Source organism: Ruania halotolerans, assembly GCF_021049285.1.
Taxonomy (GTDB): Bacteria; Actinomycetota; Actinomycetes; order Actinomycetales; family Beutenbergiaceae; genus Ruania; species Ruania halotolerans.
In genome coordinates this window covers 777654-802937 of record NZ_CP088017.1, presented here as the reverse complement: position 1 = coordinate 802937, position 25284 = coordinate 777654, and the positions used below count along the sequence as shown (strand labels likewise).

General features: G+C 67.8%; 22 protein-coding genes. 3 read left to right on the top strand and 19 right to left on the bottom strand.

From position 1 onward, the window contains the following. Positions 1 to 110: 110 nt before the first annotated feature. Positions 111 to 764, top strand: a complete 654-nt coding sequence (gene phoU, locus LQF10_RS03465) for a phosphate signaling complex protein PhoU (RefSeq protein WP_231066108.1) — start codon at positions 111 to 113, stop codon at positions 762 to 764. Between the two features lie 106 nt (positions 765 to 870). On the opposite strand, the gene LQF10_RS03460 is transcribed toward phoU, so the two are convergent. From LQF10_RS03460 to dacB, 18 genes are all read right to left on the bottom strand, one after another. Further along, complete coding sequence (locus tag LQF10_RS03460; RefSeq protein ID WP_231066107.1) at positions 871 to 1608, bottom strand: phosphoglyceromutase; 738 nt, start codon at positions 1606 to 1608, stop codon at positions 871 to 873. 52 nt (positions 1609 to 1660) lie between these two features. Beyond that, positions 1661 to 2671: a lactonase family protein gene (locus tag LQF10_RS03455; protein ID WP_231066106.1), complete on the bottom strand. Its 1011-nt coding sequence runs from the start codon at positions 2669 to 2671 to the stop codon at positions 1661 to 1663. A gap of 55 nt (positions 2672 to 2726) precedes the next feature. Continuing rightward, positions 2727 to 3056, bottom strand: coding sequence for a histone-like nucleoid-structuring protein Lsr2 (locus LQF10_RS03450; protein WP_231066105.1), 330 nt, complete (start codon positions 3054 to 3056; stop codon positions 2727 to 2729). 255 nt (positions 3057 to 3311) lie between these two features. Further along, the gene (gene lysS, locus LQF10_RS03445; protein ID WP_231066104.1) at positions 3312 to 4835 is read right to left on the bottom strand and encodes a lysine--tRNA ligase; all 1524 of its coding nucleotides are present in this window, start codon (positions 4833 to 4835) and stop codon (positions 3312 to 3314) included. A 47-nt stretch (positions 4836 to 4882) separates the two neighbouring features. Continuing rightward, positions 4883 to 5317, bottom strand: a complete 435-nt coding sequence (panD, locus tag LQF10_RS03440; RefSeq protein WP_231066103.1) for an aspartate 1-decarboxylase — start codon at positions 5315 to 5317, stop codon at positions 4883 to 4885. Continuing rightward, complete coding sequence (panC, locus tag LQF10_RS19520) at positions 5314 to 7137, bottom strand: pantoate--beta-alanine ligase (RefSeq protein ID WP_435531429.1); 1824 nt, start codon at positions 7135 to 7137, stop codon at positions 5314 to 5316. Before panC ends, panD begins: the two co-directional genes overlap by 4 nt. Before the next feature lie 39 nt (positions 7138 to 7176). Beyond that, positions 7177 to 8703 (bottom strand): PH domain-containing protein, encoded by a 1527-nt coding sequence (locus tag LQF10_RS03425; protein ID WP_231066102.1) that lies wholly within the window; start codon positions 8701 to 8703, stop codon positions 7177 to 7179. Positions 8704 to 8714: 11 nt separating this feature from the next. After that, entirely contained in the window at positions 8715 to 9203 is a 489-nt protein-coding gene (locus LQF10_RS03420; protein WP_231066101.1) for a PH domain-containing protein, read from the bottom strand. 17 nt (positions 9204 to 9220) lie between these two features. Next, a complete protein-coding gene (locus tag LQF10_RS03415) occupies positions 9221 to 9697 on the bottom strand; it encodes a DUF3180 family protein (RefSeq protein WP_231066100.1) in 477 nt (158 codons plus the stop codon). A gap of 3 nt (positions 9698 to 9700) precedes the next feature. Further along, a complete protein-coding gene (gene folK, locus LQF10_RS03410) occupies positions 9701 to 11248 on the bottom strand; it encodes a 2-amino-4-hydroxy-6-hydroxymethyldihydropteridine diphosphokinase (protein ID WP_231066099.1) in 1548 nt (515 codons plus the stop codon). Between the two features lie 25 nt (positions 11249 to 11273). Next, positions 11274 to 12077, bottom strand: a complete 804-nt coding sequence (gene folP / locus LQF10_RS03405) for a dihydropteroate synthase (protein WP_231067235.1) — start codon at positions 12075 to 12077, stop codon at positions 11274 to 11276. Positions 12078 to 12157: 80 nt separating this feature from the next. Further along, entirely contained in the window at positions 12158 to 12739 is a 582-nt protein-coding gene (gene folE, locus LQF10_RS03400) for a GTP cyclohydrolase I FolE (RefSeq protein WP_231066098.1), read from the bottom strand. After that, positions 12720 to 14801 carry an ATP-dependent zinc metalloprotease FtsH gene (ftsH, locus tag LQF10_RS03395; protein ID WP_231066097.1) on the bottom strand — a complete coding sequence of 694 codons (2082 nt, stop codon included), beginning with the start codon at positions 14799 to 14801 and terminating at the stop codon, positions 12720 to 12722. Before ftsH ends, folE begins: the two co-directional genes overlap by 20 nt. Positions 14802 to 14962: 161 nt before the next feature. Then, a complete protein-coding gene (gene hpt / locus LQF10_RS03390) occupies positions 14963 to 15517 on the bottom strand; it encodes a hypoxanthine phosphoribosyltransferase (RefSeq protein ID WP_231066096.1) in 555 nt (184 codons plus the stop codon). Positions 15518 to 15548: 31 nt separating this feature from the next. Then, on the bottom strand, positions 15549 to 16583 hold the full coding sequence (gene tilS, locus LQF10_RS03385; RefSeq protein ID WP_354002616.1) for a tRNA lysidine(34) synthetase TilS: 1035 nt from the start codon (positions 16581 to 16583) through the stop codon (positions 15549 to 15551). 20 nt (positions 16584 to 16603) lie between these two features. Next, entirely contained in the window at positions 16604 to 17683 is a 1080-nt protein-coding gene (locus tag LQF10_RS03380) for a zinc-dependent metalloprotease (protein ID WP_231066094.1), read from the bottom strand. A 222-nt stretch (positions 17684 to 17905) separates the two neighbouring features. Further along, positions 17906 to 19639 carry an HNH endonuclease gene (locus tag LQF10_RS03375; RefSeq protein WP_231066093.1) on the bottom strand — a complete coding sequence of 578 codons (1734 nt, stop codon included), beginning with the start codon at positions 19637 to 19639 and terminating at the stop codon, positions 17906 to 17908. A gap of 137 nt (positions 19640 to 19776) precedes the next feature. Next, complete coding sequence (gene dacB, locus LQF10_RS03370) at positions 19777 to 21183, bottom strand: D-alanyl-D-alanine carboxypeptidase/D-alanyl-D-alanine endopeptidase (RefSeq protein ID WP_231066092.1); 1407 nt, start codon at positions 21181 to 21183, stop codon at positions 19777 to 19779. Positions 21184 to 21503: 320 nt separating this feature from the next. Here dacB and LQF10_RS03365 point away from each other — a divergent pair, with 320 nt between their 5' ends. Then, positions 21504 to 22019, top strand: coding sequence for an inorganic diphosphatase (locus LQF10_RS03365; protein WP_231066091.1), 516 nt, complete (start codon positions 21504 to 21506; stop codon positions 22017 to 22019). Positions 22020 to 22187: 168 nt separating this feature from the next. Here LQF10_RS03365 and LQF10_RS03360 read toward each other — a convergent pair whose 3' ends face one another. After that, complete coding sequence (locus LQF10_RS03360) at positions 22188 to 23645, bottom strand: C40 family peptidase (RefSeq protein WP_231066090.1); 1458 nt, start codon at positions 23643 to 23645, stop codon at positions 22188 to 22190. 307 nt (positions 23646 to 23952) lie between these two features. Here LQF10_RS03360 and LQF10_RS03355 point away from each other — a divergent pair, with 307 nt between their 5' ends. After that, entirely contained in the window at positions 23953 to 25278 is a 1326-nt protein-coding gene (locus LQF10_RS03355) for a bifunctional o-acetylhomoserine/o-acetylserine sulfhydrylase (protein ID WP_231066089.1), read from the top strand. The last annotated feature ends 6 nt before the right edge of the window (positions 25279 to 25284 follow it).

Genomic DNA, 25284 nt, shown 5'->3' with positions numbered 1-25284 from the left:
CCTTCCGGGCACCAGGTATTCACCCAGCCATGAGACTCTAGGAACTCGCGTGTAGTGGGCTGTGACATTGCACGTGCCCATTCGGGCGCACGATGAGAGGACGGACGAGGGTGCGAGCGATCTTCGAGCAGGAGCTAGGTCAGGTCGGTGAAGGCCTGCTGCAGATGGCACGGCAGGTGCAGGCTGCGGTGCGCGACGCCTCCACTGCACTGGAAACGGCCGACCTGCAGTTGGCGGAGCAGGTGATCGCGGCTGATGATGCGATCGACAGCATCGAGCGAGAGCTCGACGAACGCTGCGTGACGCTGCTCGCGCGGCAACAGCCGGTGGCGACGGACCTGCGCGTGATCGTCTCGGGTCTGCGGATCAGCGCCTCGATCGAGCGGATGGGTGACCTCGCTCGCCACATCGCCCAGGTGACCCGGATGCGCTACCCGGACCAGGCGCTTCCCGAGCAGGCGCGTGAGATCTTCGCCGAGCTGGCCACGGCCGCCAACGGCGTGGCCGCCAATGTGGTGGCGCTCCTGGAGAGCCATGACCTCGAACTCGCTTCCGCGATCGAGCGGGAGGACGACGTGCTGGATGAACTGCACCAGCGCACGTTCACCACGACGCTCGCCCCGGACTGGACCGGTTCGGTCCCGCAGACCGTCGATGTCACGCTCCTCGCGCGCTTCTACGAGCGATTCGGGGACCACGCCGTCTCCGTCGCCCAGCGCATCTCCTACCTGGTGACCGGCGAACTGGACGCGCCCACCGACTAACTGCCTGGCCGCACCCGGCACCCCACGTACGCAGGGCGCCGAACTCCTGGTGAGTTCGGCGCCCTGCGTGTCGTGTGCGGTGCTGCTCAGCGTCGTGCAGTGACGCTCAGCGGCCCTGGTTGGCGACTGCGGCGATGGCGGCCTCGGCTGCCTTCGGGTCGAGGTAGCGCCCGCCCTTGGTCAGCGGCTTCAGGTTCTCGTCAAGTTCGTAGAGCAACGGGATCCCGGTGGGCACATTGAGCCCGGCGATCGTCTCATCGTCGATCCCGTCCAGGTGCTTGATGATGGCACGCAGCGAGTTGCCGTGCGCGGCTACCAGCACCACCTTGCCCTCCTTGAGGTCCGGCACCACGGCGGAGTCCCAGTAGGGCAGCGCGCGGGCGAGGACGTCCTTGAGGCACTCAGTCGCCGGGATCGGTTCACCGGCATACCGCGGGTCAGCATCCTGGGAGAACTCCGAACCCGCTTCGATCGCCGGCGGCGGCACATCGTAGGAGCGCCGCCAGGTCATGAACTGCTCCTCACCGAACTCGTCCCGAATCTGCTTCTTGTCCTTGCCCTGCAGCGCGCCGTAGTGGCGCTCGTTGAGACGCCAGGAGCGCTTGACCGGAATCCAATGCCGGTCGGCCGCGTCCAAGGTAAGATTCGCCGTCGTGATCGCACGTCGCAGCATCGAGGTGTGCAGCACATCCGGCAGCACGCCGGCGTCAATGAGGAGTTGCCCGCCGCGGCGGGCTTCCTCGATTCCGGTCTCGGACAAGGGCACATCAACCCAGCCGGTGAACAGGTTCTTGGCGTTCCATTCGCTCTCGCCGTGGCGGAGCAGGATGAGGGTGTACGTCATGGCTCCAGTCTGCCGCACTCGAGCTGGGCTCGGCGACTTCGGCGAGTAGCCGTCACAGCGGCAGCACGCACATCGGCCCGGGAACGGGCAACTCGGCGTCGACCGGACCGGCGATACCGTCCGAGATGGGGTGAACGGCGAGCACATCGGCCTCCTCGCCTGCCACGAGCACAGCACCCTCGGCGACGGCGAGGTGCCGGGGCCATGCCGCGGTGGCGACCTCACCGATCAGTTCAGGGATGCCGTCAGACCGGATGGCGAAGGTGGAGAGTGAGTCAGAGCCGCGCACGCCCACGAAGAGCCGGTCCTGATACCGCTCGATGTGGGAGAGCAGGTGCTCCCCTGGCCTGGTGGCAGCGGCACGCTGATCGAGCACCCGTCCGCGCCCGTGCTCCTCATCCCATTCAAGGGTGAGGACCTCACCGCTGAGTTCACCGCTCACGTAGACGAAGCCGGGCGTGACGACCACGTGCCGCGGCCCGCACCCGGGTGGCAGGTCGGTCAGGACTGGCTCGTCGATCGGGTGACCCTCGTCGAGTGGATACGCGCGCAACTGATCAGTGCCCAGATCGGTCACGATCAACCAGGCACCGTTCTCACTGATCGCGGCGAAGTGGGCATGCGGGCCATCCTGGCGCTCCGGGTGCGGACCCGAGCCGGCATGGTGGTAGGTGAGCACATCCTCGGTGACGTCACCGGCCTCATCGAGCGGGATCGCAGTCAGCACCCCGTCGGCGTAGTTGGCCACGTAGAGCCATTCTCCGAAGGGGTGCACCAGCAGGTGGCACGGCGCCGACCCGCCGGTGCGCACGGTTGCGGTGGGCTGCAGTGCGCAGGCCGCGCCGACGTCGAAGGACGTGACAGCCCCATCGCCGCCCTCGGCAACGGCGTAGAGCCGTTCCGCCGACGGATGAAAGGCGATGAAGCTGGACGCTGGGGTCTCGACCAAGAGCTCAGGCGGCCGTTCTCCCCATGGCGATCCCGAGCGGTGCTGGTATCGCCAGATGCCGTGCCCCGAGCGTGTGCCCTTGGTCCCGATACAGATATGCCTCGACGCAGTCATGGCACCCCACCTTAGAGGTGGAGTGCCATGGCATGCTTCGGGAAACGCGGGAGGATCAGTGCGCCTTGGCGTAGGCCTCACGAATCTCAGCGGAGACACGGCCCCGCTCGCTGACCTTGTAGCCGTTCTGCTTCGCCCACTCACGGATCTTCTGCGCATCCGAGCTGCCGGAGCGTGCGCCGCCGGCCTTGCGCCCGGTGGACTTACGGCCACCGGAGCGCCGCCCTGCGCCGACCCACGAAGCAAGGTCATCGCGCAGCTTCGCCGCATTCTTGGCGTTCAGATCAATCTCATAGGTCACGCCATCGAGCCCGAACGTCACGGTCTCCTCAGCGTCCGAACCATCAATGTCGTCAATAAGCAGAACGCGGACCTTCTGGGCCATGGTCGCCAAACCTTTCGATTGCACGGGTGAGAATGGTGCAACAGACACATTTGCACGCCCGGTGCGCATTGTCAAAGACAATAGATCAAGAACTGGGTGCCTCTGGGTGGGGACCTTCCGAGCTCTCCATGGCCTCAGCGCGTGCCTGAGCCTTCCGCTCTCGACGATCGGCGTGCACGATGGCCCGAATTGCCACGGTGAAGAGGATCGCCAATCCGAGCGGAGGGGCGATCGCGGTGAGGACCTCAGCCATGGTCATGACAGCGGCTTCACGAGCGGGAATGTGATCGTCTCCCGGATTCCCTGGCCAGTGATGGCCATCAGGAGTCGGTCGATTCCCATACCCATTCCACCGGAGGGTGGCATACCGTGCTCCATCGCTTGGAGGAATTCCTCATCCACCTGCATCGCCTCGGCGTCCCCTCGTGCCGCCAACCGTGCCTGTTCCTCAAAGCGTTCGCGCTGGATCACCGGGTCGACAAGCTCAGAATACGCGGTGGCCAACTCGAAACCCCGCACGTAGAGGTCCCACTTCTCCACCACACCGGGGTCTTTGCGGTGCGCCCGGGTCAGCGGCGAGGTGTCCACCGGGAAGTCGCGGACGAACGTGGGGGAATACAGGTCGTGGCCAACGAAATGCTCCCACAGCTCTTCGACCACCTTGCCGTGCGTCACCGTCTTGGGATCGAGGGATATCCCCACCCGATCAGCCAGGGCAACGAGCTCCGGCAGCGACGTCTCCGGGGTGATCTCTTCGCCGCACGCGGAAGAAAGCGATGGGTAAAGCTGGATGTCGGACCAGGGCGCCCCGAGGTCGTACTCACTTCCGTCCGGAAGTGCCACCACAGTGGTGCCGAGCGCCTCTTGAGCGGCGGTGACGACCAGATCGCGGGTCAGCGTGGCCATCGTGTCGTAATCGCCATAGGCCTCATATGCCTCGAGCATGGCGAACTCCGGCGAGTGTGAGGAGTCGGCACCTTCGTTACGGAAGTTGCGATTGATCTCGAATACTCGCTCAACACCACCGACGACGGCTCGCTTGAGGAAGAGCTCGGGCGCGATCCGCAGATAGAGATCGATGTCGAAAGCATTCATGTGCGTCATGAAGGGGCGAGCCGCAGCGCCTCCGTGCATGGTCTGCAGCATCGGAGTTTCGATCTCCAGAAAGTCCCGCTGATAAAAGGATTCCCGGAGGGAGCGCATCACTGCGGCGCGAGTGCGGACCATCTGCCGGGCGGCCGGGCGAGCAATCAAGTCCACGTGCCTGCGCCGCACCCGGTTCTCCTCGGAACTCTCCTTGTGCAGCACCGGAAGCGGCCGGATCGCCTTGGCGGCAAGCTGCCATGAATCGGCGAACACGGAGAGTTCACCGGTACGCGAGACGATCACCCGGCCATGGGCGAAGAGGTGATCGCCCAGATCGACGTCTGCTTTGAAGGCGGCGAGCGAATCCGGGCCGACCTCCCGCTGGGAGAGCATCACCTGGAGCGTGTGGCCGGCACCGTCCTGCAATGTGGCAAAGCACAGTTTGCCCGTGTTTCGCTGGTAGACCACCCGGCCGGCCACGCCGACGACGTCCTGAGTTTCCGCACCGGCCTCCAGGGTGCCGTCATAGGCCTGGCGAACCTGGGCCACGGTGTGCGTGACGGGCACCGCAACCGGGTAGGCCTGCCCGCCGTCAGCGAGAATTCGCGCCCGCTTCTCCAGCCGCACCCGAACCTGCTCAGGGACGTCGGCGTCCGGGGCGGCGGCGGGCTGGGGAGAGTTCTCGGTGTTCACCGGTTCATCGTAACGACCGCCCGGGTCCGACGAAGCGGTGAGATGGCTCACGTGGAGTGCCAGGGCACCGCAGCCGAAGCCAGGCCACTACCGGGCCCCACCTCGCCAGGGTCATGACCGAGCGAGGTGATCGCGTTCCGTGCGTCCACGTGCACCACCCGTGGTTCATAAGTGCGCGCCTGAGCATCGGGGAGCAACCCGTAGGCGATGACGATCACCAGATCGCCAGGATGTACCAGGTGCGCCGCAGCACCGTTGATGCAGATCTGCCCAGCACCTCGCTCGCCCGCGATCACATAGGTGGTCAGCCGGGCGCCGTTGGTGATGTCCACCACGTCCACCTGTTGCCCCTCGGGCAGATCAGCGGCATCGAGCAGATCAGCATCGACGGTGATGGAGCCGACGTAGTTCAGGTCGGCCTGCGTCACCGTCGCGCGGTGGATCTTTCCCACCATCATCGGTCGTAATAGTCCGGTCGTCATACCTCTCCCTGCGGTCGCCACACGATCACAGCGTTGTCGAGCAGCCGGGTATTCCCTACCCGAGCCGCAACCAGGAGCAGTGCGGGCTTTACTTGCGCCGTCGGGTCATCGGCGCGAACCGGTTCCATCGTCTCCTCATCCACGAGCGCAAGGTAGACGGGCTGGACGCAACTGTCTGCGCCGTCCAGTTCACGCTGGGCGGCGGCGAGGACGTCCCGCACGCTCCCCCCGCCAGCGGCAGCGCTCGCGCCGGCCCGCATCGCCCTCGAGAGCACGAGCGCGGCCACCCGCTCCTCCTCGTCGAGATACACGTTGCGGCTGGACATTGCCAACCCGTCCCCTTCACGCACAATGGGCACGGCCTCGATCCGGACCGGGAGGTTCTGGTCCGCCACCAGGCGGCGTACCAGGGCCAGCTGCTGAGCGTCCTTCTGCCCGAACAACGCCACATCCGCACGAGTGAGATGCAGCAGCTTGCCCACCACCGTCAGCATCCCGTCGAAGTGGCCGGGCCGCGATTCCCCCTCCAGCACCTGCCCCATCCGGCCCGCCGTCAACGTGACCTGCGGATCACCATCGGGATACATCTCGGTCACCGGCGGTGCGAACACCAGGTCCACCCCCTCGGCGCTCAGGGCGGCCACATCGGTATCGAGGGTGCGCGGGTAGGCGTCAAGGTCTTCGCCCGCTCCGAACTGCAAGGGGTTCACAAAGATCGTCACCAGCACCTTCGGTGCCAGGGTGCGGGCACGGCGCACAAGCGCCAGATGGCCTTCGTGCAGAGCCCCCATGGTCATCACGACGGCGACCGGTTCCGTCCACGATTCTCGTCGCTGCCGGAGCTGGGCCACAGTGTGGATGACCTCGGGTGGGGTGCTCGCACCGCGGGCTCCTGCCTCCGGGGCGCCCAGAGCCGAGGGTGGGGTTCCAGGTTCGAGAGCGTCCAGGAGGCGCCCCGCGGTGGCTTCGGTGATCCGTCTTGTTGCCAGGCATCGCTGCACGGTGGCCCGGGCGAGCCCGGCGTAGGTCTCCGGGATGTCGACCAGGCTCGGGTCTTGCGAGGCCAGGTCGACCAATGCCCTCAGGTGGTCGGCGACGGTGCCGGCATCTCCGCGCACCACTGGCCCGGTCAGTGACGTCTCCCCACCGCGCAGTGCCCCGTCCAGGGCTGCGCCGAGTAAGGGAGCGAGCAGTGTGCCCCCCTCGGGGACGCCTGCGCTGGAAAGCACCCGGATCGCTTGGGAGGTGAGTGTGACGAGGTGGTTCGCACCGTGCGCGAGGGCAGCGTGATACAACGGCCGGGCGCTCTCGGCGAGGACCACTGGCTCCCCCCCGATCTCCACCACGAGCGCTTGCGCGATCGGAAGGACCGGCGCGTCGGCCGTCACGGCGAATGGGGCTCCTTCGAGGCGCCCCAGATCCACACTGGTACCGGTGAAGGTCATCGCGGGGTGGATGGCCAGGGGGATCGATCCGGCCGCGCGCGCCGGGGCAAGGACGTCCACGCCGAACCGCCCGGCCGTATGCACGAGAAGTTGACCGGGTTGGAACGCTCCGAGCCTGGCGAGGCCGGAGACCAGGCCGGGGAGGACGTCGTCGGGAACAGTCAGCAGCACCAACTCGCTGCGTTCGACGATGTCTTGCACGTCCAGAACAGGGACGTGCGGCAGCAGGGCGTCGATCCGGTCCCGGGATTCCTCCGACGAGCCGCTAGCACCGACGATGGCATGGCCGGCCGCGCGCAGCGCGCTGGCCAGTACGGCACCGACGCGCCCCGCACCGATCACGCCGACTCCGAGCCGGCCTGGACGAGAACTCACCCGGTCATTCTTCCAGCAGCCACGCAGTGCCTCGGGCGCTCACCTCTGCGCTGGGGTATCCACCCGTGGTGAGGCAGGAAGCACCCCGGCAAACGCCGAACGCGGATCCGACTCCGAGGCGGCCCTCGGCGCCCGCGTGGACATCCACCGTTCCGGACCGGCGTTGTGCCTCGCGTGACGGGCTCGCTCGGCCAACTCGGCGAGCAGGGTGCGCATTGCCTCGGCATCCTGATGGTGGGCTCGGGGCACAATCTGCCCCGGCGTGGAGTGCACGGCCACGGTGACCAGGTCGAGGCGGCGTTCGATCGGACCCTGCTCGAGGCCGAGCGACTGGACCCGCTCGTGCGGTACCAGGGTCAGCGTGCGCCAATACCTGCCAGTCCGTAGCAGCGTCGCGGTCTCGGTGAGGCGCACACCGGTACGCCGCCAGGTCAACGGGTCCAGCCAGCGGGCGCGGCGGGGCGTGTGACCGAAGCCTTCATCACTCTCGGTGCCCACCAGACCGGCGTGCAGTACCTCCAATGGGCGCGGATCGCCGAAGTCCCGGTGCACCAGGGAGAGCAGGTAGGCGGCCTCAGATTCCGTGGCTACCGGGTACAGCACCGAACCGGTCGTCTCCTCCTGCCCGTAACCGGCAATATTGACGGTGATACGCCACCAGCCCTTGAATCGCCACAAGGGTGACTGGGCCAGGTGGACGGCCTGTACGCGGCCGGGCGGCACAGTCCGCGCCTTCGTCTCCAGTAGCCCCTGCCGTACGCGAATGCCATCCGGGGAGGTGGCCACGCGGAAGTTGAACTCACCAGCGAACCGGCCCCAGAAATACGTGGCACCACCGAGCAACGGGGCACCCATGGCGAAGATCGTTCCGACGTTACCCGTCCTGATCGTGACCACAACGAGCGCCACCATCGCCACGAGAATGCCGACGAGCCCGCCGGAAAGCGCGAGCGAACCGATCAGCCGTCCTGCTGTGAGGGTGGCGACATGCCGCTCAGGCGCCTCGGGGATCGCGGCCGGTTCCGGCCCGCCGGCCACCTCGGCCGCTCCAGCTCCCGCCGCGGCCGGTGCAGACCCGACGTGCACACCCGCAGCACGCGCCAGGAGCGCATTGCGCAGCCGTTGAGCGTCGTCCTCCTTCAGGTACGCCAGGGTGAGGTTGGACCCGGCACCTCCTGCGCTCTCGATCTTCAGCGCGGCGAAGCCGGCGAGCCGGGCGAGCAAGGGCTGCGTCACGTCCACGGTCTGGAGCCGGTCCAGGCGGACGTGCCGTTGCTGGCGGAAGATCACCCCGGAGTGCAGGAACACGCTCTCGTCCGAGATCCCGTACTTGGTCCGCGACCATGCCAGCGCCGAGAACCCGAGTCCCAGCAGTGCACCGAGCACAATCACCCCGGCCAGAATCAGCAGCAGGGTGGCCACCGGCAGGTCAATGTCCCGGATGTTCTCGTAGGACTGCCAGACGAACACTGCGAACAGACCTGCCGCGACCTTCCAGGCGTTCAGCAGGGGGGTGATCTTGTGCAGCCGGTGCCACTGCACCTGCTGCTGATCATTCGATGTCACCGGCGCGTCCGTCACAGGCCCGCCAGCTTGGCCTCGCCGCGTGCCGAGAGCTGGTCGCGCAGGCGGGTCGCCTCGGCTTCGGGTAGCCCCGGAATCGATGCGTCAGACTGTGCCGACGCCGTGTGCAGTTGCACCTGGGCGATCCCCATGGAGCGGGCAATCGGGCCGGCGTCGACGTCCACATACTGCATCCGCCCATAGGGCACCACCACGAGCGAACGGAACAGCACGCCCTTGCGGATCAGCAGTTCGTCGTCCAGTTCCGCATAGCCGATCGCACGCACCTGCCGGGGTACCAGCCAGAGCACCCAGAGCAGCAACACCCCGAGGACGGCTGGGGCCACCCACACGGTCGGGTGGGTGAAGTACGCCGTCACCGCAGAGGCAAGAAAGGGGATTCCGAGAAAGATCGCGGCGGCGATCTGGCGCACCGGGATCAGCTTGGCCGACACCGGCTGCCAGGTGGCGCCGTCGACGTCGAACGGGGATGCAGGACTCATCCCACCATTGTGGACCCTCACCCCGGTACCGGACCGCCAGGTGGCTCGTTCTCGTCGTCGTCCTCAGGAACCTGGCACCACCACTGGGTGAGCATGCCCGCAGCCAGCAATGCACCAGCAGCCACCATCGCCGCTATGGTGCGGACCAGCTGTTCGCGTGGCTCAGGAGCCTGCAGATGCGGAATCGCGTTCGCGGCTTGGGCTCCGAGGTAGCCGAAGTGGATCGCCGCGGTGATCGCTGCCGCCTGGCCGAGCGCCAGCACGCGCGCGGCACCCACGGGATCGTCGAGGTGCCCGGTGCTCACCGCGCGCCGCACTCGAAGGCCCAGCGCCAGCACCAGCGCGGCAAGTGCCCCGAGCACTCCGGCGAGCAGGAACGGCACAGTCGGGGCAACATTGCCCTGCGTGGCCCACCAACGCAGAGCCACGAGCGCGATGGTGCCGCTGACCACCGCGATCGCGCCCAGGGTGGACCAGCGCAGTCGGCTGATCACGTCTCACTCGTCCCGGTTCAGTGGTTGCCACCGCGGCGCCAATGAAGGGGTCTCCTCAGGGGGGTCCGGAACCCAGCCGAGTGCATCGTGCGCACGATCCTCCTCACGGCCGTCGGCGGACGAGGAGGCCGGTTCCTCAGCTACAGGATCTTCCGCCTGATCGACGGAGGGCTCATCGTCTCCGTGAGCCAGGGGTTCCAGATCGGCGGCGTCTTCGACGGAAGCGTCGTTCCACGACGCCGCGCCCCGAGCGCTGACGTCAGGCTCTGGTGAAGACTCTGGTTCCGGAGTTGGTTCAGGCGCGGGTACCGGCGAGGGTGCTGGTGCTGGTGCTGGGTCGGGTGCAGGTTCAGGCACGGGGTCAGGTTCAGGCACCGAGTCAGGCTCAGGCACCGAGTCAGGCTCAGGCACCGGATCAGGTTCGTGTTCGCCCTCGGGGCGCGCGTCGGGGGCGGCGACCGGTGCGGGTGCGGCCTGGGCACGTGCGGCCGAACTGGGCTCCTCGAGCCAGTCAAGAGCCAGCCAACGCACCCCGGCCCGGTCCGCGGCCGTCTCTGCGAGCGCCGCGACGGGCCCACCACCGAGGCCTGGCAGGAAGGCGTCCGGATCGGCCTGTGCCCACGGCACGAGCACGAAAGCACGTTCGTTCGCACGCGGATGCGGCAGAGTGAGTTCGGGATCGCTGGAGGTCACGCCGCCATAGACGATGATGTCCACGTCCAGGGTGCGCTCACCCCACCGCTCGCTGCGATTGCGTCCATGCGTGGCCTCCAGATCCTGGGTGAGCGCGAGCAGTTCGCGCGGAGCGAGCGTGGTGGTGGCAAGCACCACGACGTTCAGGTAGTCAGGCTGGGCCACAGCATCGGGCTGCAGAACCGCGGCTGTGCGGGCGAGCGGGGAGATCTCCTCCACCGTCAGGCCGTCCGATTCCTGCAGATCGGCCACGACGGTGCGCAACGTGCCACGGACGTCTCCGACATTGCCGCCCAAGGCGAGCACCACCGGCACAGGCTGGTCCGGCGCTGCATCGAGGTCCGGCGCGGGGCGCCGTTGCGGGTCCGGCTCTCGTGCGACGTCGGCGGGACTCGGTGTCACCACAGCTGCCGGCAACGGCGCCACCCCCGTTGCTCCATCCACGTCGTCGTCAGATTGCACATCTGGCGCGGACCGCCGGATCATCACCTGGACGTCGGTAAATGGCACGCCCACGGGCGCCTCGGGCTTGTGCACCGTCACTTCGACTGTGCGGACGCCGTCATGGGCGAGTGCAGCATCGGCCATCCGGGCGGCGAGAGTCTCGATCAGGTTGACCGGCGCCCCTTCGATGATGGCGATCACCTCTTGGGCGATATCGGCATAGTTCACCGTCGCGGAGAGGTCGTCGGAGGCTGCAGCCGGGCGGGTGTCCACGCCCAACACCAGGTCAGCGAGGAATGTCTGGCCGTCCCGCCGTTCCTCGTCGAGGACGCCGTGCCGCCCGACGCTGCCGATTCCGATCAGCCGGATCTCGTCGAGGGCCGCATCGCTGCCCGTTCTCCGTGGGGTCGTCATCCCTGCCCTTTCCGTGCCCGCCCTGTCATCTGAGATTCTCGGCCTCCCGCCATGCCTGAGCCACCCGAACGGCATCAACAGAACCGGCGACGTCGTGTACTCGCACTCCCCACACCCCGCGGGCGGCAGCCAATGCGGACACAGCCGCCGTGGCCCGGTCCCGGAATGCAGGAAAGGACTCGGCACCATGAGCTGCCAGGAGTTCACCGAGGAACCGCTTGCGCGAGGCGCCCACCAGGACCGGATATCCGAGCCCCATGATCCGGTCGAGGCCGGCGAGCAGCTCCCAGTTGTGCACGCCGTCCTTGGCGAAGCCGAGCCCGGGATCGAGCACAAGCTGATCGGGGCGCACACCTGCCGTTCGCGCGGCTGCTACGCGTTCAGCGAGTTCGGCGCCCACCTCAGCGGTCACGTCGTCATATGCGGCGAGGTCGCCCATCACATCGGAGTGCCCCCGCCAATGGGAGAGGACGTAGCGGCAACCGGTGCGGGCCACCACCTTCGTCATCTCGGGATCGGCCAGCCCACCCGAGACGTCATTGATCATGTGTGCCCCGGCGGAAACCGCCCGTTCGGCCACCTCGGCGCGCATCGTATCCACGCTGACGTCGGCGCCGGCAGCAGCGAGGGCGCGCACAACGGGGAGCACGCGATCCAGCTCATCATCGACCGGAACCCGCGTGGCGCCGGGCCGGGTGGACTCCCCGCCGATGTCCAGCAAGTCTGCCCCCTGGGCCAGCAGGTGACGGCCGTGGGCGACGGCCACATCGGTCTGGAACCACTGGCCGCCGTCGCTGAACGAATCGGGGGTCACGTTGACCACACCCATGACGAGCGTGCGGCCCAGGTCAAGCGTGCGCGAGGTCACGTGGCCACCCTACCTACGCCGTCGTGGCGTCTTCGCGATGCTCAACCGCGCGCGATGAGACTCATCGCCTCCGCGCGGGTGGCGGTGTTGCGCATCTGGCCCCGCACAGCGGAGGTGACGGTGCGTGAACCGGGTTTGCGAACGCCACGCATCGACATGCACAGGTGCTCGCACTCGACCACCACGATCACTCCGCGCGCGCCGACCAGATCCACCAGGGCATCCGCGACCTGCGTGGTGAGGCGCTCCTGCACTTGCGGGCGCTTGGCGTACACGTCCACCAACCGCGCGAGTTTGCTCAGTCCGGTCACGGTGCCGGACTCCGACGGGATGTATCCCACATGCGCGACCCCGTGGAACGGCAGCAGGTGGTGCTCGCACGTGGAGTACACCTCGATGTCGCGCACGAGGATCATCTCTTCGTGGTCGATATCGAAGAACGTCTGCACGACGTCCTCAGGCCGCTGCCGGAGACCGGAGTAGATCTCTGCGTAGGCCTTCGCGAGGCGGCCGGGAGTGTCCCGGAGTCCCTCGCGGTTCGGATCTTCTCCGACGGCGACCAACAGGTCCCGCACCGCACGTTCTACCCCTGCGGCGTCGTACTCACCCATCCCGGTGCTCATCGCCCGGGGTTGGCGGTTCCGGTGTGCTCGTGGGCGCCTCCGGAGGTGTGGGCGCCTCCGTGGGTGGAGAAGCCTGCCCCGGGAGTCCGTCTTCACCAGCGGCCGCGACCTCGTCCTGCGGCGGCATAGGCGCTTCGCCTTGGGCGACCTCCCGTGGCGTCTGCACCGGCGGGATCTGGCTGACCGTCCGCTCCTGGCTGGAGAGCCAGACGGGACGAGGGTCACGTTTGACCACAGGCGTGAACACCTCGGCCAACTCGGCTTGGTTCAGGGTCTCCCGTTCCAGCAGGGCGAGTGCCAGCGCGTCGAGAACGTGCCGGTACTCGGTGAGCACCGACCATGCCTCGTCGTGCGCGCTTTCGATGAGGCGGCGCACTTCCTGGTCCACCAGCCCGGCGACGTCCTCGGAGTACTCCCGCTGGTGGCCCATATCGCGGCCGAGGAAGACCTCACTGTCGGCGGTGCCGAGCCGGATGGCACCGACCCGCTCACTCATACCGAACTCCTTGACCATCTTGCGCGCCGTGGCCGTGGCCTTCTCGATGTCGTTCGAGGCGCCGGTGGTGGGGTCGTGGAAGATGATCTCCTCGGCCACCCTGCCGCCCATCGCGTAGGCGAGCTGGTCGAGCAACTCGTTGCGGGTGGTGGAGTACTTGTCCTCGCTCGGCATGACCATGGTGTAACCGAGGGCCCGGCCACGCGGAAGGATCGTGACTTTGGTGACCGGGTCGGTGTAACGCAGCGCTGCCGCCACCAGAGCGTGCCCGCCCTCGTGGTAGGCGGTGACCTTGCGCTCCTTCTCGTTCATCACCCGGGTCTTCTTCTGCGGACCGGCGATCACGCGATCGATTGCCTCGTCGAGCTCGGCGTCACCGATCATCGTGCCGTTCGTCCGCGCCGTGAGCAGCGCGGCCTCGTTCAACGCGTTCGCGAGGTCGGCACCAGTGAAGCCGGGGGTGCGTTTGGCGATCGCATGCAGGTCCACTCCGGGCGCCATCGGCTTGCCCTGGGCATGGACGGCCAGGATCGCCTCGCGGCCCTTCAGATCGGGGGATTCAACAGCGATCTGCCGGTCGAACCGGCCCGGGCGCAACAGTGCCGGATCAAGAATATCCGGCCGGTTGCTGGCCGCGATCAGGATGACGTTCGCATTCACGTCGAAGCCGTCCATCTCCACCAGGAGCTGGTTCAGGGTCTGCTCGCGTTCATCGTGGCCGCCGCCGAGTCCGGCGCCACGCTGGCGACCGACGGCGTCGATCTCGTCGACGAAGATGATCGCCGGGGCGTTCGCCTTCGCCTGCTCGAACAGGTCCCGTACACGCGAGGCACCCACGCCGACGAACATCTCCACGAAGTCCGATCCGGAGATGGAGTAGAACGGCACCCCGGCCTCACCGGCCACTGAGCGTGCCAGCAGCGTCTTCCCCGTTCCGGGCGGGCCGTAGAGCAAGACACCCTTGGGGATCTTTGCGCCGACTGCCTGGAACCGAGCGGGATCCGAGAGGAAGTCCTTGATCTCTTGCAGTTCCTCGACCGCCTCGTCCACCCCGGCCACGTCGGTGAAGGAGACCTTCGGCGTCTCCTTCGTGACCTGCTTGGCCTTGGACTTGCCGAAGTTCATCATGCGGGAGTTCCCGCCCTGCATGCGGGAGAGAATGAACCAGAACACCCCCACGAGCAGGATGATCGTCAGCAGCGTCATCAGGAGGCTGGACCACCACGGGGTCTGCGGCACCACGGAGTTGTAGCCGCCGGAGGGGTCGTTGTCCGCAATGGCCTGCGCCACCGTGTCGGCCTGCGGGGTGACGTAGTAGAACTCCACGTCGGTGCCGTACTCGGTATCGCCGTCGGTGTACGGCTCGCTCAGCGTGAGGTTGACACGCTGGTGACCGTCGGTGATCTCGACTTGCTCGACTGTCTCCCCGGCGAGGAGCTCAAGGCCCGCCGAGGTGTCGATCTGGCGCACACCGCCACCGCTCATGAGCTGGAAGCTCACAACGATTACGATGATCGGGATCAGGATCCAGATCAGTGGGCCACGCAGCAGTTTCTTGACGTTCATCGCACCTATGGGGTCGCGCCCCGGTCCCTCCTGCTAGCAGTTCTACCGGGTGACGCTATACGACAGATCTGGCAGCTCGTGAATGTGTTCGCCGACGGCAGTACGCCGGGCATCCGAGCGAGTCGGGTGGTTCCCAGCCGTGAGCGTGTGGCCCGCATCGATCAGCGTTGGTAGACGTGCTCAGCGAGCGTGCCCACGAACGGCAGGTTCCGGTACCGGCCGTCGTAGTCCAACCCGTATCCCACCACGAACTCATCCGGGACGTCGAAGCCGACGTACTTGACGCCCACGTCCACCTTGGCCGCGTCCGGTTTACGCAGCAGTGTGGCGACCTCGACGGAGGCAGGGTTGCGGCTGCGTAGGTTCGCCAACAGCCAGGAGAGCGTGAGCCCGGAATCGATGATGTCCTCGGCGATGAGCACGTGCTTGCCGTCGATGTCGGCGTCCAGGTCTTTGAGGATGCGCACTACCCCGGAGGATCTGGTGCCCGAACCGTAGGAGGAGACGGCCATCCAGTCCATCGTGAGGTCGGTGTGCATCCGCCGGGAGAGATCGGCCATCACCATCACTGCGCCCTTGAGGACACCCACCAGGAGCACTTCCTTGCCGGCGTAGTCGGCATCAATGCGGGCCGCCATCTCATCGAGCGTGGCCCCGATCTGCTCCTCGCTGAGCAACACCTCTTTGAGGTCGGTGCCCATATCGGTCGCGTCCACTCCACTCTCCTTCACGGCGCGTCCATCGAAGTCACCGAACCGGGCGGGCCGGACCTGCGCGCAGCACAAGCCTGCCACAGGTCCGCATCGCGATGATCCCGCCGGGCAGATGCACCGGTCCTTGTCCATTCCAGCCGACGACGAGTGCGTCCATTCGCTCGGTGTGGACGTGGGAGAGCGCACCGCCCTGGCAGCCCGCTGCCAGGGCGAGCCTGCGCAGGAGGCGGCGGCGCACCGCCGTCGGAACCTCGCTGAGCTCACCGGTTGAGGCGATATGAGACCCGTCCGGCTCACGCCCCACGAGCCGGACGTACGCCTGCTCGGCCAGCTCGTCGAGCAGGTCCGCGTCGGCGCGCGCGAGGTCGGCGGTGCGGGCCAGTGCCTCGGGCACACCGGGCCCGAGCGCGCTGGTCAATGTGGGGAGCACCACATGACGGACGGCGCTCCGCCGAAGCGGCTCGCCGTCGGCGGTGCGCCAGGGGCCATCGACGGCGTTGCTCGGGTCGTGCCAGACGGGCAGGCCCTGCGCAGTACAGGCGGCGTGGGTGTCCGCGCGGGCCGAGGTGAGGAGGGGGCGCCAGAAGGGCTCCCGGACGGCGGCCATCCCGGCCAGCGAACGCGTGCCCGAGCCACGGGCGAGGGCGAGCAACACGGTCTCAGCTTGATCGTCTCGGGTGTGGCCGAGCAGCACCGCGGTTGCTCCGGTGCGCATGAGCGAATCGTTCAGCGCGGCATATCGGGCGGTGCGCGCTGCGCCCTCGGGACCGTCGGGGCGCTCACCCGGGATGTGCACGGGGACGGTCATGGCAGGGTCGAGGCCCAGGCTGGCACATGCCACCCGGGCCGTTTCCGCCACGGTGGCGCTGCCCTCCTGTAATCCGTGGTCGATCACCACGGCACCCGCCCGTAGGTCCAGGCGAGGAGCGACGAACGCTGTGGCCGCGGCGAGAGCGAGCGAGTCGGGTCCTCCTGAGCAGGCCACCAGGAGCAGGTCGCCGGCGAGGAGCCGACCAGTGGAGATGCGATCCTGCAGGAAGGTGCGCACGGCATGGCGGACTCGAGCCACCGGCGGCTGCGGTCCTGGCATCAGCCGTGGAGGCGCCGTACCCAGGCCGCGGGGTCGGCGATCTCGTCGGCACTCGGTAGCGCCTCGGGGCCACTCCAGACGGCATTGAACCCCTCGTGGCCCACCTGGTCCACGACGGTGCGTACGAAGGCGGCGCCGTTGCGGTACTGGGCCAGTTTGGCGTCGAGGCCGAGGATGCGCCGGAGCAGGAGGTCAATCGGGCCGGTGCCAGCTCGGCGCTTCTCGAACGCCTTGCGAATCTTCTTCACCGTGGGCACCACGCGTGGTCCGACGGCGTCCATCACCACGTCCGCGTGCCCTTCCAGCAGGGACATCAGCGCGACCGTCTCGGCCATCGCGGCGCGCTCCGGCTCGTTGAGCACCGCGTCCACGAGCGCGCCCGCCGGGGCGCCGTTGCGGCGGCCGGTCAGCACGTCAGGTAGCGCGCGAAGCAAGTTTTCCAAGCGCTGGGCGCCGGAGTCCGTGTCCGTGACGGCGGTCATCAGGGTGCGCATCGTCATGCGCAGGTGGTCAGTGAGCCATGGGGCCGCCGCGAACTGGAGAGCATGGGTCTGCTCGTGCAGGCAGACCCACATTCCGAAGTCGCGTCGGTTGACCCCGAGTTCGTTCTGGATGTGCCAGATGTTGGGGGCCACGAGCACGAGACGGCCACTCTGCGCAGCAGGGCCCGGGTTCTCGGTGGCGCGTGTGGTGAAGGGGTCGTACTGGCCGAGGACGCGTGAGGCGAGCAGGGCGAGAATCGCGCCGAGCTCTTCGCCCGCGAATCGCCCTCCCCACGGCCGCGAGGGGGCGGGCAGGACGTCACCGATGGTGCCGCGAAGCATCTCGATGTTCGCCTCGGCCCAGCGGGGGCGATCGATCACGTAGACCGGGCCGGTGCCCGCTCGCAGTGCCGGCTCGAGCAGCCCGGTGACGGCACCGACGTGTGCGGGGGCGTCCTGTGCCGAGGTGCGCAACTCAGCGATGAACTCAGCGCGTTCGGCTGGTTCCACGTGTGGCCCGGGCCGCGTCAGGGTGGCGGAGCGGCGAGTGGCGAGTCGCCAATCGATGGCCCTCTCACTCCTCGCGGTCTCGCTCATGGCTCCACCCTACGGGCCACTGCCACCGACCACGTCGGTGTGGCGGCCGCGACTGACGCGCCGTGCGCGCCAAACACCCTGATCCTGGGCGAGCGGCGCACCCTCAGCGAGCGAGGCCCCGCGCGGGCGGGCGCACCGTGCGGGTGTGGACGGGCAGCGCGCCTCCGGTCATGCCTGTGCCCCCGTCGACGGTGGGTGTCGGCGGGGTGCGGGGCGGGGCGTTCAGAAGGGTGGGTCAGCGCCACGCGGTGCGTGGGTGCTCGCGGGTGAGCGAGGGCTCGCAGCTGGATCGGTGCTCGCGGGTGAGTGGACATCGGGGCCTGGGTGGTGCTCGTGTGGCGGTGTAGTACCGGTGCGGGGCGAACGGGTATCTCGGTCCCGGTGTGGATCGGTGCGGAATCGTGGTGGTGGTGTGACCGCGGATGTCTTCTTCATCGCGGTGATGGCGCGTTCGCGCACTCTGGCCACGTGCGGGTCGAGCACACCGAACGGGCTGCCCGGGCGCTGGCCGGGCGGTCGATCTGTCTTCCCCTCAGAGGAATCACTCGCGCGGCCCGGTCCGGGGATCAGGTAGGTGCCGGTGGTGGTGACCAAGTACTGAACCCCGTCGGGGTCTGTCCAGAGGTAGGTCCCGGGGGTGATCATCAGGTAGGACCAGCTCGCGTGGGTTTTCGCTCGATGGTGACGGCGGCACAACGTGGTCAGATTGGCGGTACTGGTAGGCCCACCCTGGTCGTAGGGGATGGTGTGGTCCTGATCAGCAGCACGGGCGGTGCGCTGACAGTACGGGAACCGGCAGTGCCCATCACGCAGGGTGATCTGTTCGCGTAGTCGTGGGTTGGCTTCATAGGTGCTGGCGCTGTAGTGGGCGTTCAGATCGATCACTGGTCGCACGACCACCCGCCCCGCCGTTTGGCACCAGGTGCGGACCTGCTCGGTGGTGACCGGGGACTTGGTGTTCTCACAGCGCCCGATGGTCCCGGTGCTGAACACACTGCCCGCGGCGTCAACTGGCTGACCAGTGCCGGGTTTGAGAGCGTCGGCGGGCAGGTGGAGGTAGAGCATCACCGTGCGACCAGTTCCCCCGCCCGGCACTGACGGGGTGGGGCTGGTGTCGGTGTCGGTGGTGGTCAGGGGGAGGGTGTCTTGTCCTCTTGCGAGGTCGCCCACAGCGATGGAACGGCGCACGTCCTCACTCGTGCCGGGCAAGAGCCCGGCGAGGGCTCGGGCGCGATCACGCACTGCGGCGTCCAGATCGAGAGCATCAGCGATATCCAACCCGCCGTCAACCTGCACGATGGCCCCCGAGCCCGCCACACCCGGAGTCGCGACCTCGTCGAGGTGGATATCGAACCGGCGCCCCTCCAACGCTGCCAGGCGATCGGCTTCTGCCTGTGCGGGGTCGAAAGACTCCATCGCAGCAGCAACGGTGCGTTCAATCTGACTGGTGCTGCAGGTGCCGATGGTCCAGGCCACCTGAGCATCCACCCACCCAGCGCCGGCGAAGGGGAGCTTCTTCGTCAACCGCGTCACTGCCCGGGCCCGGTGGAGACTGATCTGCCCGGCCCGCACCCGGCCCCACAACAGCGGCAACCGGTACGCGAGTTCAACAATCGAGCCGACGTAGTACAACGCGGCTTCGTTGGATTGCCCGAGCGCGGCCGCTAACCCGGTGAACCCCAGATCAGAGACCAACGGCGCCCCCGGACCGGCCAGCCGCATCGGCTGCTCGGTCCCAGGAAGCCCGGCGTCCACCTCGGGGTCGAACACACCTGTCGCGCCAGCTCCACCGTCGAAGCCATCAGCATCAATGGCGTACTCACGCACCCACTCCACGACCAACTCAGCACACTCGACATCCACCGCCCGGGCCGCCATCCGGTTCTGCCGCACAGCAGCCAACACAGTGCCCCCGGCCGAAGCCGAGAACACCGAACCGCTGGCTGTCGAAGTCATACCCAGATCATCTCAGCGACCACCGACATTGCCCCGTTTGCCCAGGTCAGAAGGCGATCAGTCGCCGTGCGGCGTCCACGGCGCGGCCGTCTCGAGGCACGATCACGACGCAAGTTCCGCGTCTGATCAGTTCCGCATCATGGTGATGAACACCCGCAGGCAGCCACCTCGGAGATCCATTCATCCACGGCGATGCGGGCCAAGTAGGCCGAGCCCTGGTCGAAGTCGTTCGCGAGCACCGCGAACGCCAGCAGACGGCCCTCGTCGGTGGTGACGATCCCGGTCAGCGCCACCACCTGTGGCAACGTTCCGGTCTTGGCGCGCACCGTCCCGGTTGCTGCCGTATCCGCCAGGCGACTGGCGAGGGTCCCCTCGAGACCTGCCACCGGCAGCGCATCCACCACCGACCGCAACTCTGGATGGCTGCCGTCAGCCGCGAGCCGGACGGCATCCGTGAGCAGTCGTGCGGTCAGCACGCTCTCCGAACTCAACCCGGAGGTATCAGCGAGCGACGATCCGGAGGTGTCCAGGCCGAGTTCCGCGAGCACAGCCAGCACCGCCTCACCGGCTCCGGCGAAACTCGCCTCATGTCCGGTGGACACCGCCGTCATCCGCCCCAGCACCTCAGAGAGGATGTTCTCCGAATGCTGCAACGTGTACGAGACAAGATCACGCAAGGGGGCGGACTCTACTGAACCGAGGACCGTCGCTCCCTCCGGTGCCGCCGCCCGGGAGACATCCCCGCTGACCGAAATGCCGGCGGCCGCGAGGGCGTCGGCGAATGCCTCTGCCGCGTCCATCCCCGCATCGGATGAGCGCACGTTCGTCCCCTCACGCCTGCCCACATCGACGGCGATCGGGGCCATGGGCATCGCCCAGCCGCCCGAGAGGTCGACGTCCCCCCACCTCGGTGCCAGTTCAGGCCCGGTGAAGAGCGTGTCGTCCAGTGCCACCTGCACCTCGGTGCGGCCTTGGGCCGCGAGCTCTGCCGCCACCTCGGCGGCCAGATCGGCGAGCCCAGCGTGGCCGATCACGGCGTCCGGGTCGCCCTCCCCCGCAGCAAGGGTGAGGTCCCCGCCGGCTACGAGGGTCACCACGTCCTCGCCCGAGTCCACCACCGAGGTGGTGAACCGGTGCTGATCGCCGTAGCTGGCCACGACCGCAACGCCCGCGAGCAGCTTGAGACTGGAGGCGGGCACATACGATTCGGTTGCCCGAGCGCCGTACAGGTCCTCCCCCGTGAGAACGTCGGTGACGAGCAGCCCTGGCGACGGCCCGACGGCACCGGAGGCCACCAGATCCGAGCTCAACGCCGCGAGCGCGTCCGTCTGCGGAAGCGGTGCATCCTCGGCAGAGCCGGCCACCCGATCGGGGGCGGCTGCCGGCGCCCCCGCGACCACTTGTGGGTACGGCTCCGGATCGGGCCATGGTGCCTCGCGGGTGAGCACGCCGGGCACCACATCGTTCGCGTCGAGGGCGGTGTAGCCGCCCAGCAGAATCACCAGGAACGCCGAGAGCAGAGCGAGCCTACGGCGCCGGTACACCCGACGGCGCGCGGCATCCCTGGCCTTCGCACGTGCAGCCGCCGACGGCGTCCCTCGCTCGCCGTGGCGAGGCGGCCTCGCGGGGTGACCGGCCGCCGTCGGGCTCCCTGAGGTTCTGCTGCGGGCGCCAGTACCAGCGCGTGCGAGCGTGCGATCCTGAGGCCGCTGCGCTCTGGAATCCGCCACTGCCACCCCGTCCGCCGTCGTTGAGTCGTGACATGAACACGCCCGACCCGCGAATGCCGCATCAATGTCCACCTGCAGGCCCCGCCGTAGGCCACACTAGGGGTAGTACACCACCAGAGCGGGAGAGACAGGCTGTGGAATTCGACGTCACCATCGAGATCCCCAAGGGACAACGCAACAAGTATGAGGTGGATCACGAGACGGGCCGGATCCGCCTCGATCGCATGTTGTTCACCTCGACCCGCTACCCGGATGACTACGGATACGTCGACGGCACGCTCGGTGAGGACGGCGACCCGCTGGACGCACTCGTCCTGCTTGAGGAGCCCACCTTCCCTGGTTGCCTGATCCGGTGCCGCGCGCTCGGGATGTTCCGGATGCGCGATGAGGCCGGCGGTGACGACAAGGTCTTGTGCGTGCCTGTGGGCGACCAGCGGGCCAGCTGGCGCAGCGACATCGACGATGTCTCCGAGTTCCATCGCCTGGAGATCCAGCACTTCTTCGAGGTGTACAAGGACCTCGAACCCGGTAAGTCGGTGGAGGGTGCGCACTGGGTGGGCCGCGAGGCCGCCGAGGAGGAGATCCGCGCGTCCTTCCGCCGCGCCGAGGAGACCGGGTACACCCACCCGCAGCCGCATATCGGGCACTGATCGCGACAGCTCCTGACGGCGGAGCATCCGTTCGCCGCGGTCGTCTTCCCCGGCGGGCTCACCCCCGAGCCGTGCTCAGCACGACGAGCCTGGCCCAGCGCCTAGCTCAAGCGCTGCACACGCTCAGTCCTGCGCAGCGGTGTGCGAACCACGTGGCAGGTCAGCGCGTCAGGGACGTCCGGCCATGGGCAGCACGTTGGCCCACCACATCGTCGTGTACTGGACGCCCGTGGAGGGGTTCCCGGCGTGTACGCGCATGCCGTTGCCGGCGTACATCGCTACGTGGTAAACGCCGCTGGCGGTGCCGTTGCTGGAGTAGAAGATCAGGTCGCCCGGACGGATCTGGCCGATCGGCACGTTCGCCGTGGCCCGGTACTGGTCTCGGGAGGTGCGCGGCAGGTAGGTGCCGACTGAGTTGTAGGCGGCGCGGGTCAGGGACGAGCAGTCCCAGGCGTTCGGGCCGTTGGCGCCGAGCACATACCGGTCACCCACCTGGGTCATCGCCCAGTTGACGGCGGCCTGTCCAGCACTCGACGACCCGCCTGACGGTGGTCGTTGGGGCTCTGGCTCCGGCTCCGGCTCCGGCTCCGGCTCCGGCTCCGGCTCCGGTTCCGGATCGGGCCGCGGCGGTGGGTCAGGTCGGGGCTCTGGGTCGGGCTGCGGCTGGGGGTCAGGCTGGGGCTGTGGCTCCGGTTCAGGATCCGGTGTTGACCCCTGGCCGGAACCGCTTCCGGACCCTGCCCCTGAACCAGTCTCCGACTCGGACGCATCGTCAGAGCGGTCCTGTGTCCGTGACGGACTGTCCGTGTCGGCGTCACTCTCAGGCGTCGCAGCGGGCGCGCCCACCGCAGCGGCGGCAGCGGCGTTCTCGCGTTCGCGCCGCTCAGCCTCGAGACCGGCCTGTCGCTCCGCCTCGAGTTCGGCCGTGGTGTTACGCAGGGCAGCGAGCTGAACGATCAGCGCGTCACGCTCCGCCTCACTCTCGGCCATCACGTTCTCGGCGTTGAGCGCTGCCGCATTGGCTTCCCGCGACGCCTCTTCGAGCGCAGTCGCCGCCGCATCCGCCTCTGCGAGCGCATCGGCGGACCTGGCGTGCATCACATCGGATACCCGCTCGGCGGCATCCAGGCGCTGATAGGCATCGTCGGCGTTGCTGCCGAGCATCCGGAAGGTGGCGGCGTTGTTCACCACGTCCTCGACACCCTCGGCAGAGAGGAACATCTCGATCTGCTGCAGATTGCCGCCATTGCGGTAGGCGGCGGTGGCGATCCGGGCGACGTCCTGGCTCGCTTCGGCCACCTCGGCATCCGCCAACTCAGCGGCCTCGGCTGCCTCCTCGGCGTCAACCTCGGCGCGATCGCGCTCCACGACCGCGGCGTTGTAGTCCTCCGCGGCGACCGCAGCAGCAACCTCTGCCTCGTCGCGCGCGGTGGCGTTCTGGGCGAGCTCGACTTCGAGTGCAGCCACTTGCTCTGCCGTGCTCTGTGCGGCCTGTTCGGACTCTTCGATCTCGTCTGTGCTCGGGATCTCCGGCGTGGCGCCGACAGGGGCGGCCCACAGGGTGATCGAGAGCGCACCCGCGCCGAGCACAGCGGCGAGGCGTCGCCAGGTGGTACGTGCTGTCACGGTGTTGCTCCTCGATCGCTTCTGACCTGCACGACCCCGCCGGGTTCGACAGCACGCAGTCTCGGCGTGTCGAGTTGACTATTCGGGGCCGGGCCCAACGTACTCGATATCCGACCGATTGTGAACAGGAAGCCCAATAGTCACATCACTCACATCAGCCTCATCTCCTCCGTGCCAGCGCCCGATCGGTGACGCGTGTGCTGTCGGTGCGGATCGCGTCCGAAATTCGAGACGTTTCACAATCTCTGGTGAGACAGCCGGCCGCCGGCCGTAGCCTGGCGGCAGCCACGACACAAGGAGAGACGCGATGAGCGACACCTGGCACTTCGAAACCCGGCAGATTCACGCCGGCCAGACACCCGACTCCGACAACGGCGCACGGGCGGTACCGATCTACCAGTCCACCTCGTTCGTCTTCAAAGACACCGATCAGGCGGCCAACCGATTCGCCCTGGCCGAACTCGGCCCGATCTACACACGGCTGACCAACCCCACCACCGCCGTGGCCGAGGACCGGCTCGCCTCCCTTGAAGGCGGCGTCGGCGCGCTGCTGGTGGCCTCCGGCCAGGCCGCGGAAACTCTCGCCATCCTCAACATCGCCGAGGCCGGGGACCACCTGGTGGCGAGTTCGTCCCTGTACGGCGGCACCTACAACCTGCTGCACTACACACTGCCCAAGCTCGGCATCACGGTGACCTTCGTGGACGAGCCGAACGACCCGGAAGCCTGGCGGGCCGCCACACAGGAGAACACCAAACTCTTCTTCGGTGAGACGATCCCCAATCCCAAGGGCGATGTGCTCGACATCGAAGCGGTAGCGGGCGTCGCGCACGAGGTGGGCGTCCCGCTGATCGTGGACAACACTGTGGGCACCCCCTACTTGGTGCGCCCGATCGAACACGGGGCGGACGTCGTCGTGCATTCGGCCACGAAGTACCTCGGTGGCCACGGAACCTCCATCGGCGGCGTGATCGTGGATGCCGGGAAGTTCGACTTCGCTGCGCACCCCGAGCGCTTCCCGAACTACAACACCCCGGATCCGAGCTATCACGGCCTCGTGTACGCCCGTGACCTCGGTGAGGGTGGCGCGTTCGGGGTGAATCTCTCCTTCATCCTCAAGGCGCGTGTGCAGTTGCTGCGCGACCTCGGCCCGGCAATCTCCCCGTTCAACACGTTCCTGCTGCTGCAGGGCATCGAGACGCTCTCGCTGCGGATGGACCGGCACGTGGGCAGCGCCCAGAAGGTGGCCGAGTACCTCGAGGCGCGCGAGGACGTCCTCACGGTGAACTATGCGGGACTGCCCTCCAGCCCCTACTACCCGCTCGCCAAGAAGTACACGCCCAAGGGCCCCGGAGCCGTGCTCGCGTTCGAGATCGAGGGCGGTCTGGCCGCCGGCAAGGCGTTCGTGGACGCACTCGAGTTGCACTCCCTGGTGGCCAACATCGGTGACGTTCGCTCGCTGGTGATCCACCCGGCCTCCACCACGCACAGCCAGCTGACGGCGGACGAACAGGCCGCGAGCGCCGTCACCCCCGGTCTGGTGCGCCTATCCGTGGGCCTGGAGCATCTCGATGACATCGTCGCGGACCTCGAGAAGGGGTTCTCCGCGGCGGCTGCTGCGCGGGCGTCGTAGGCGATC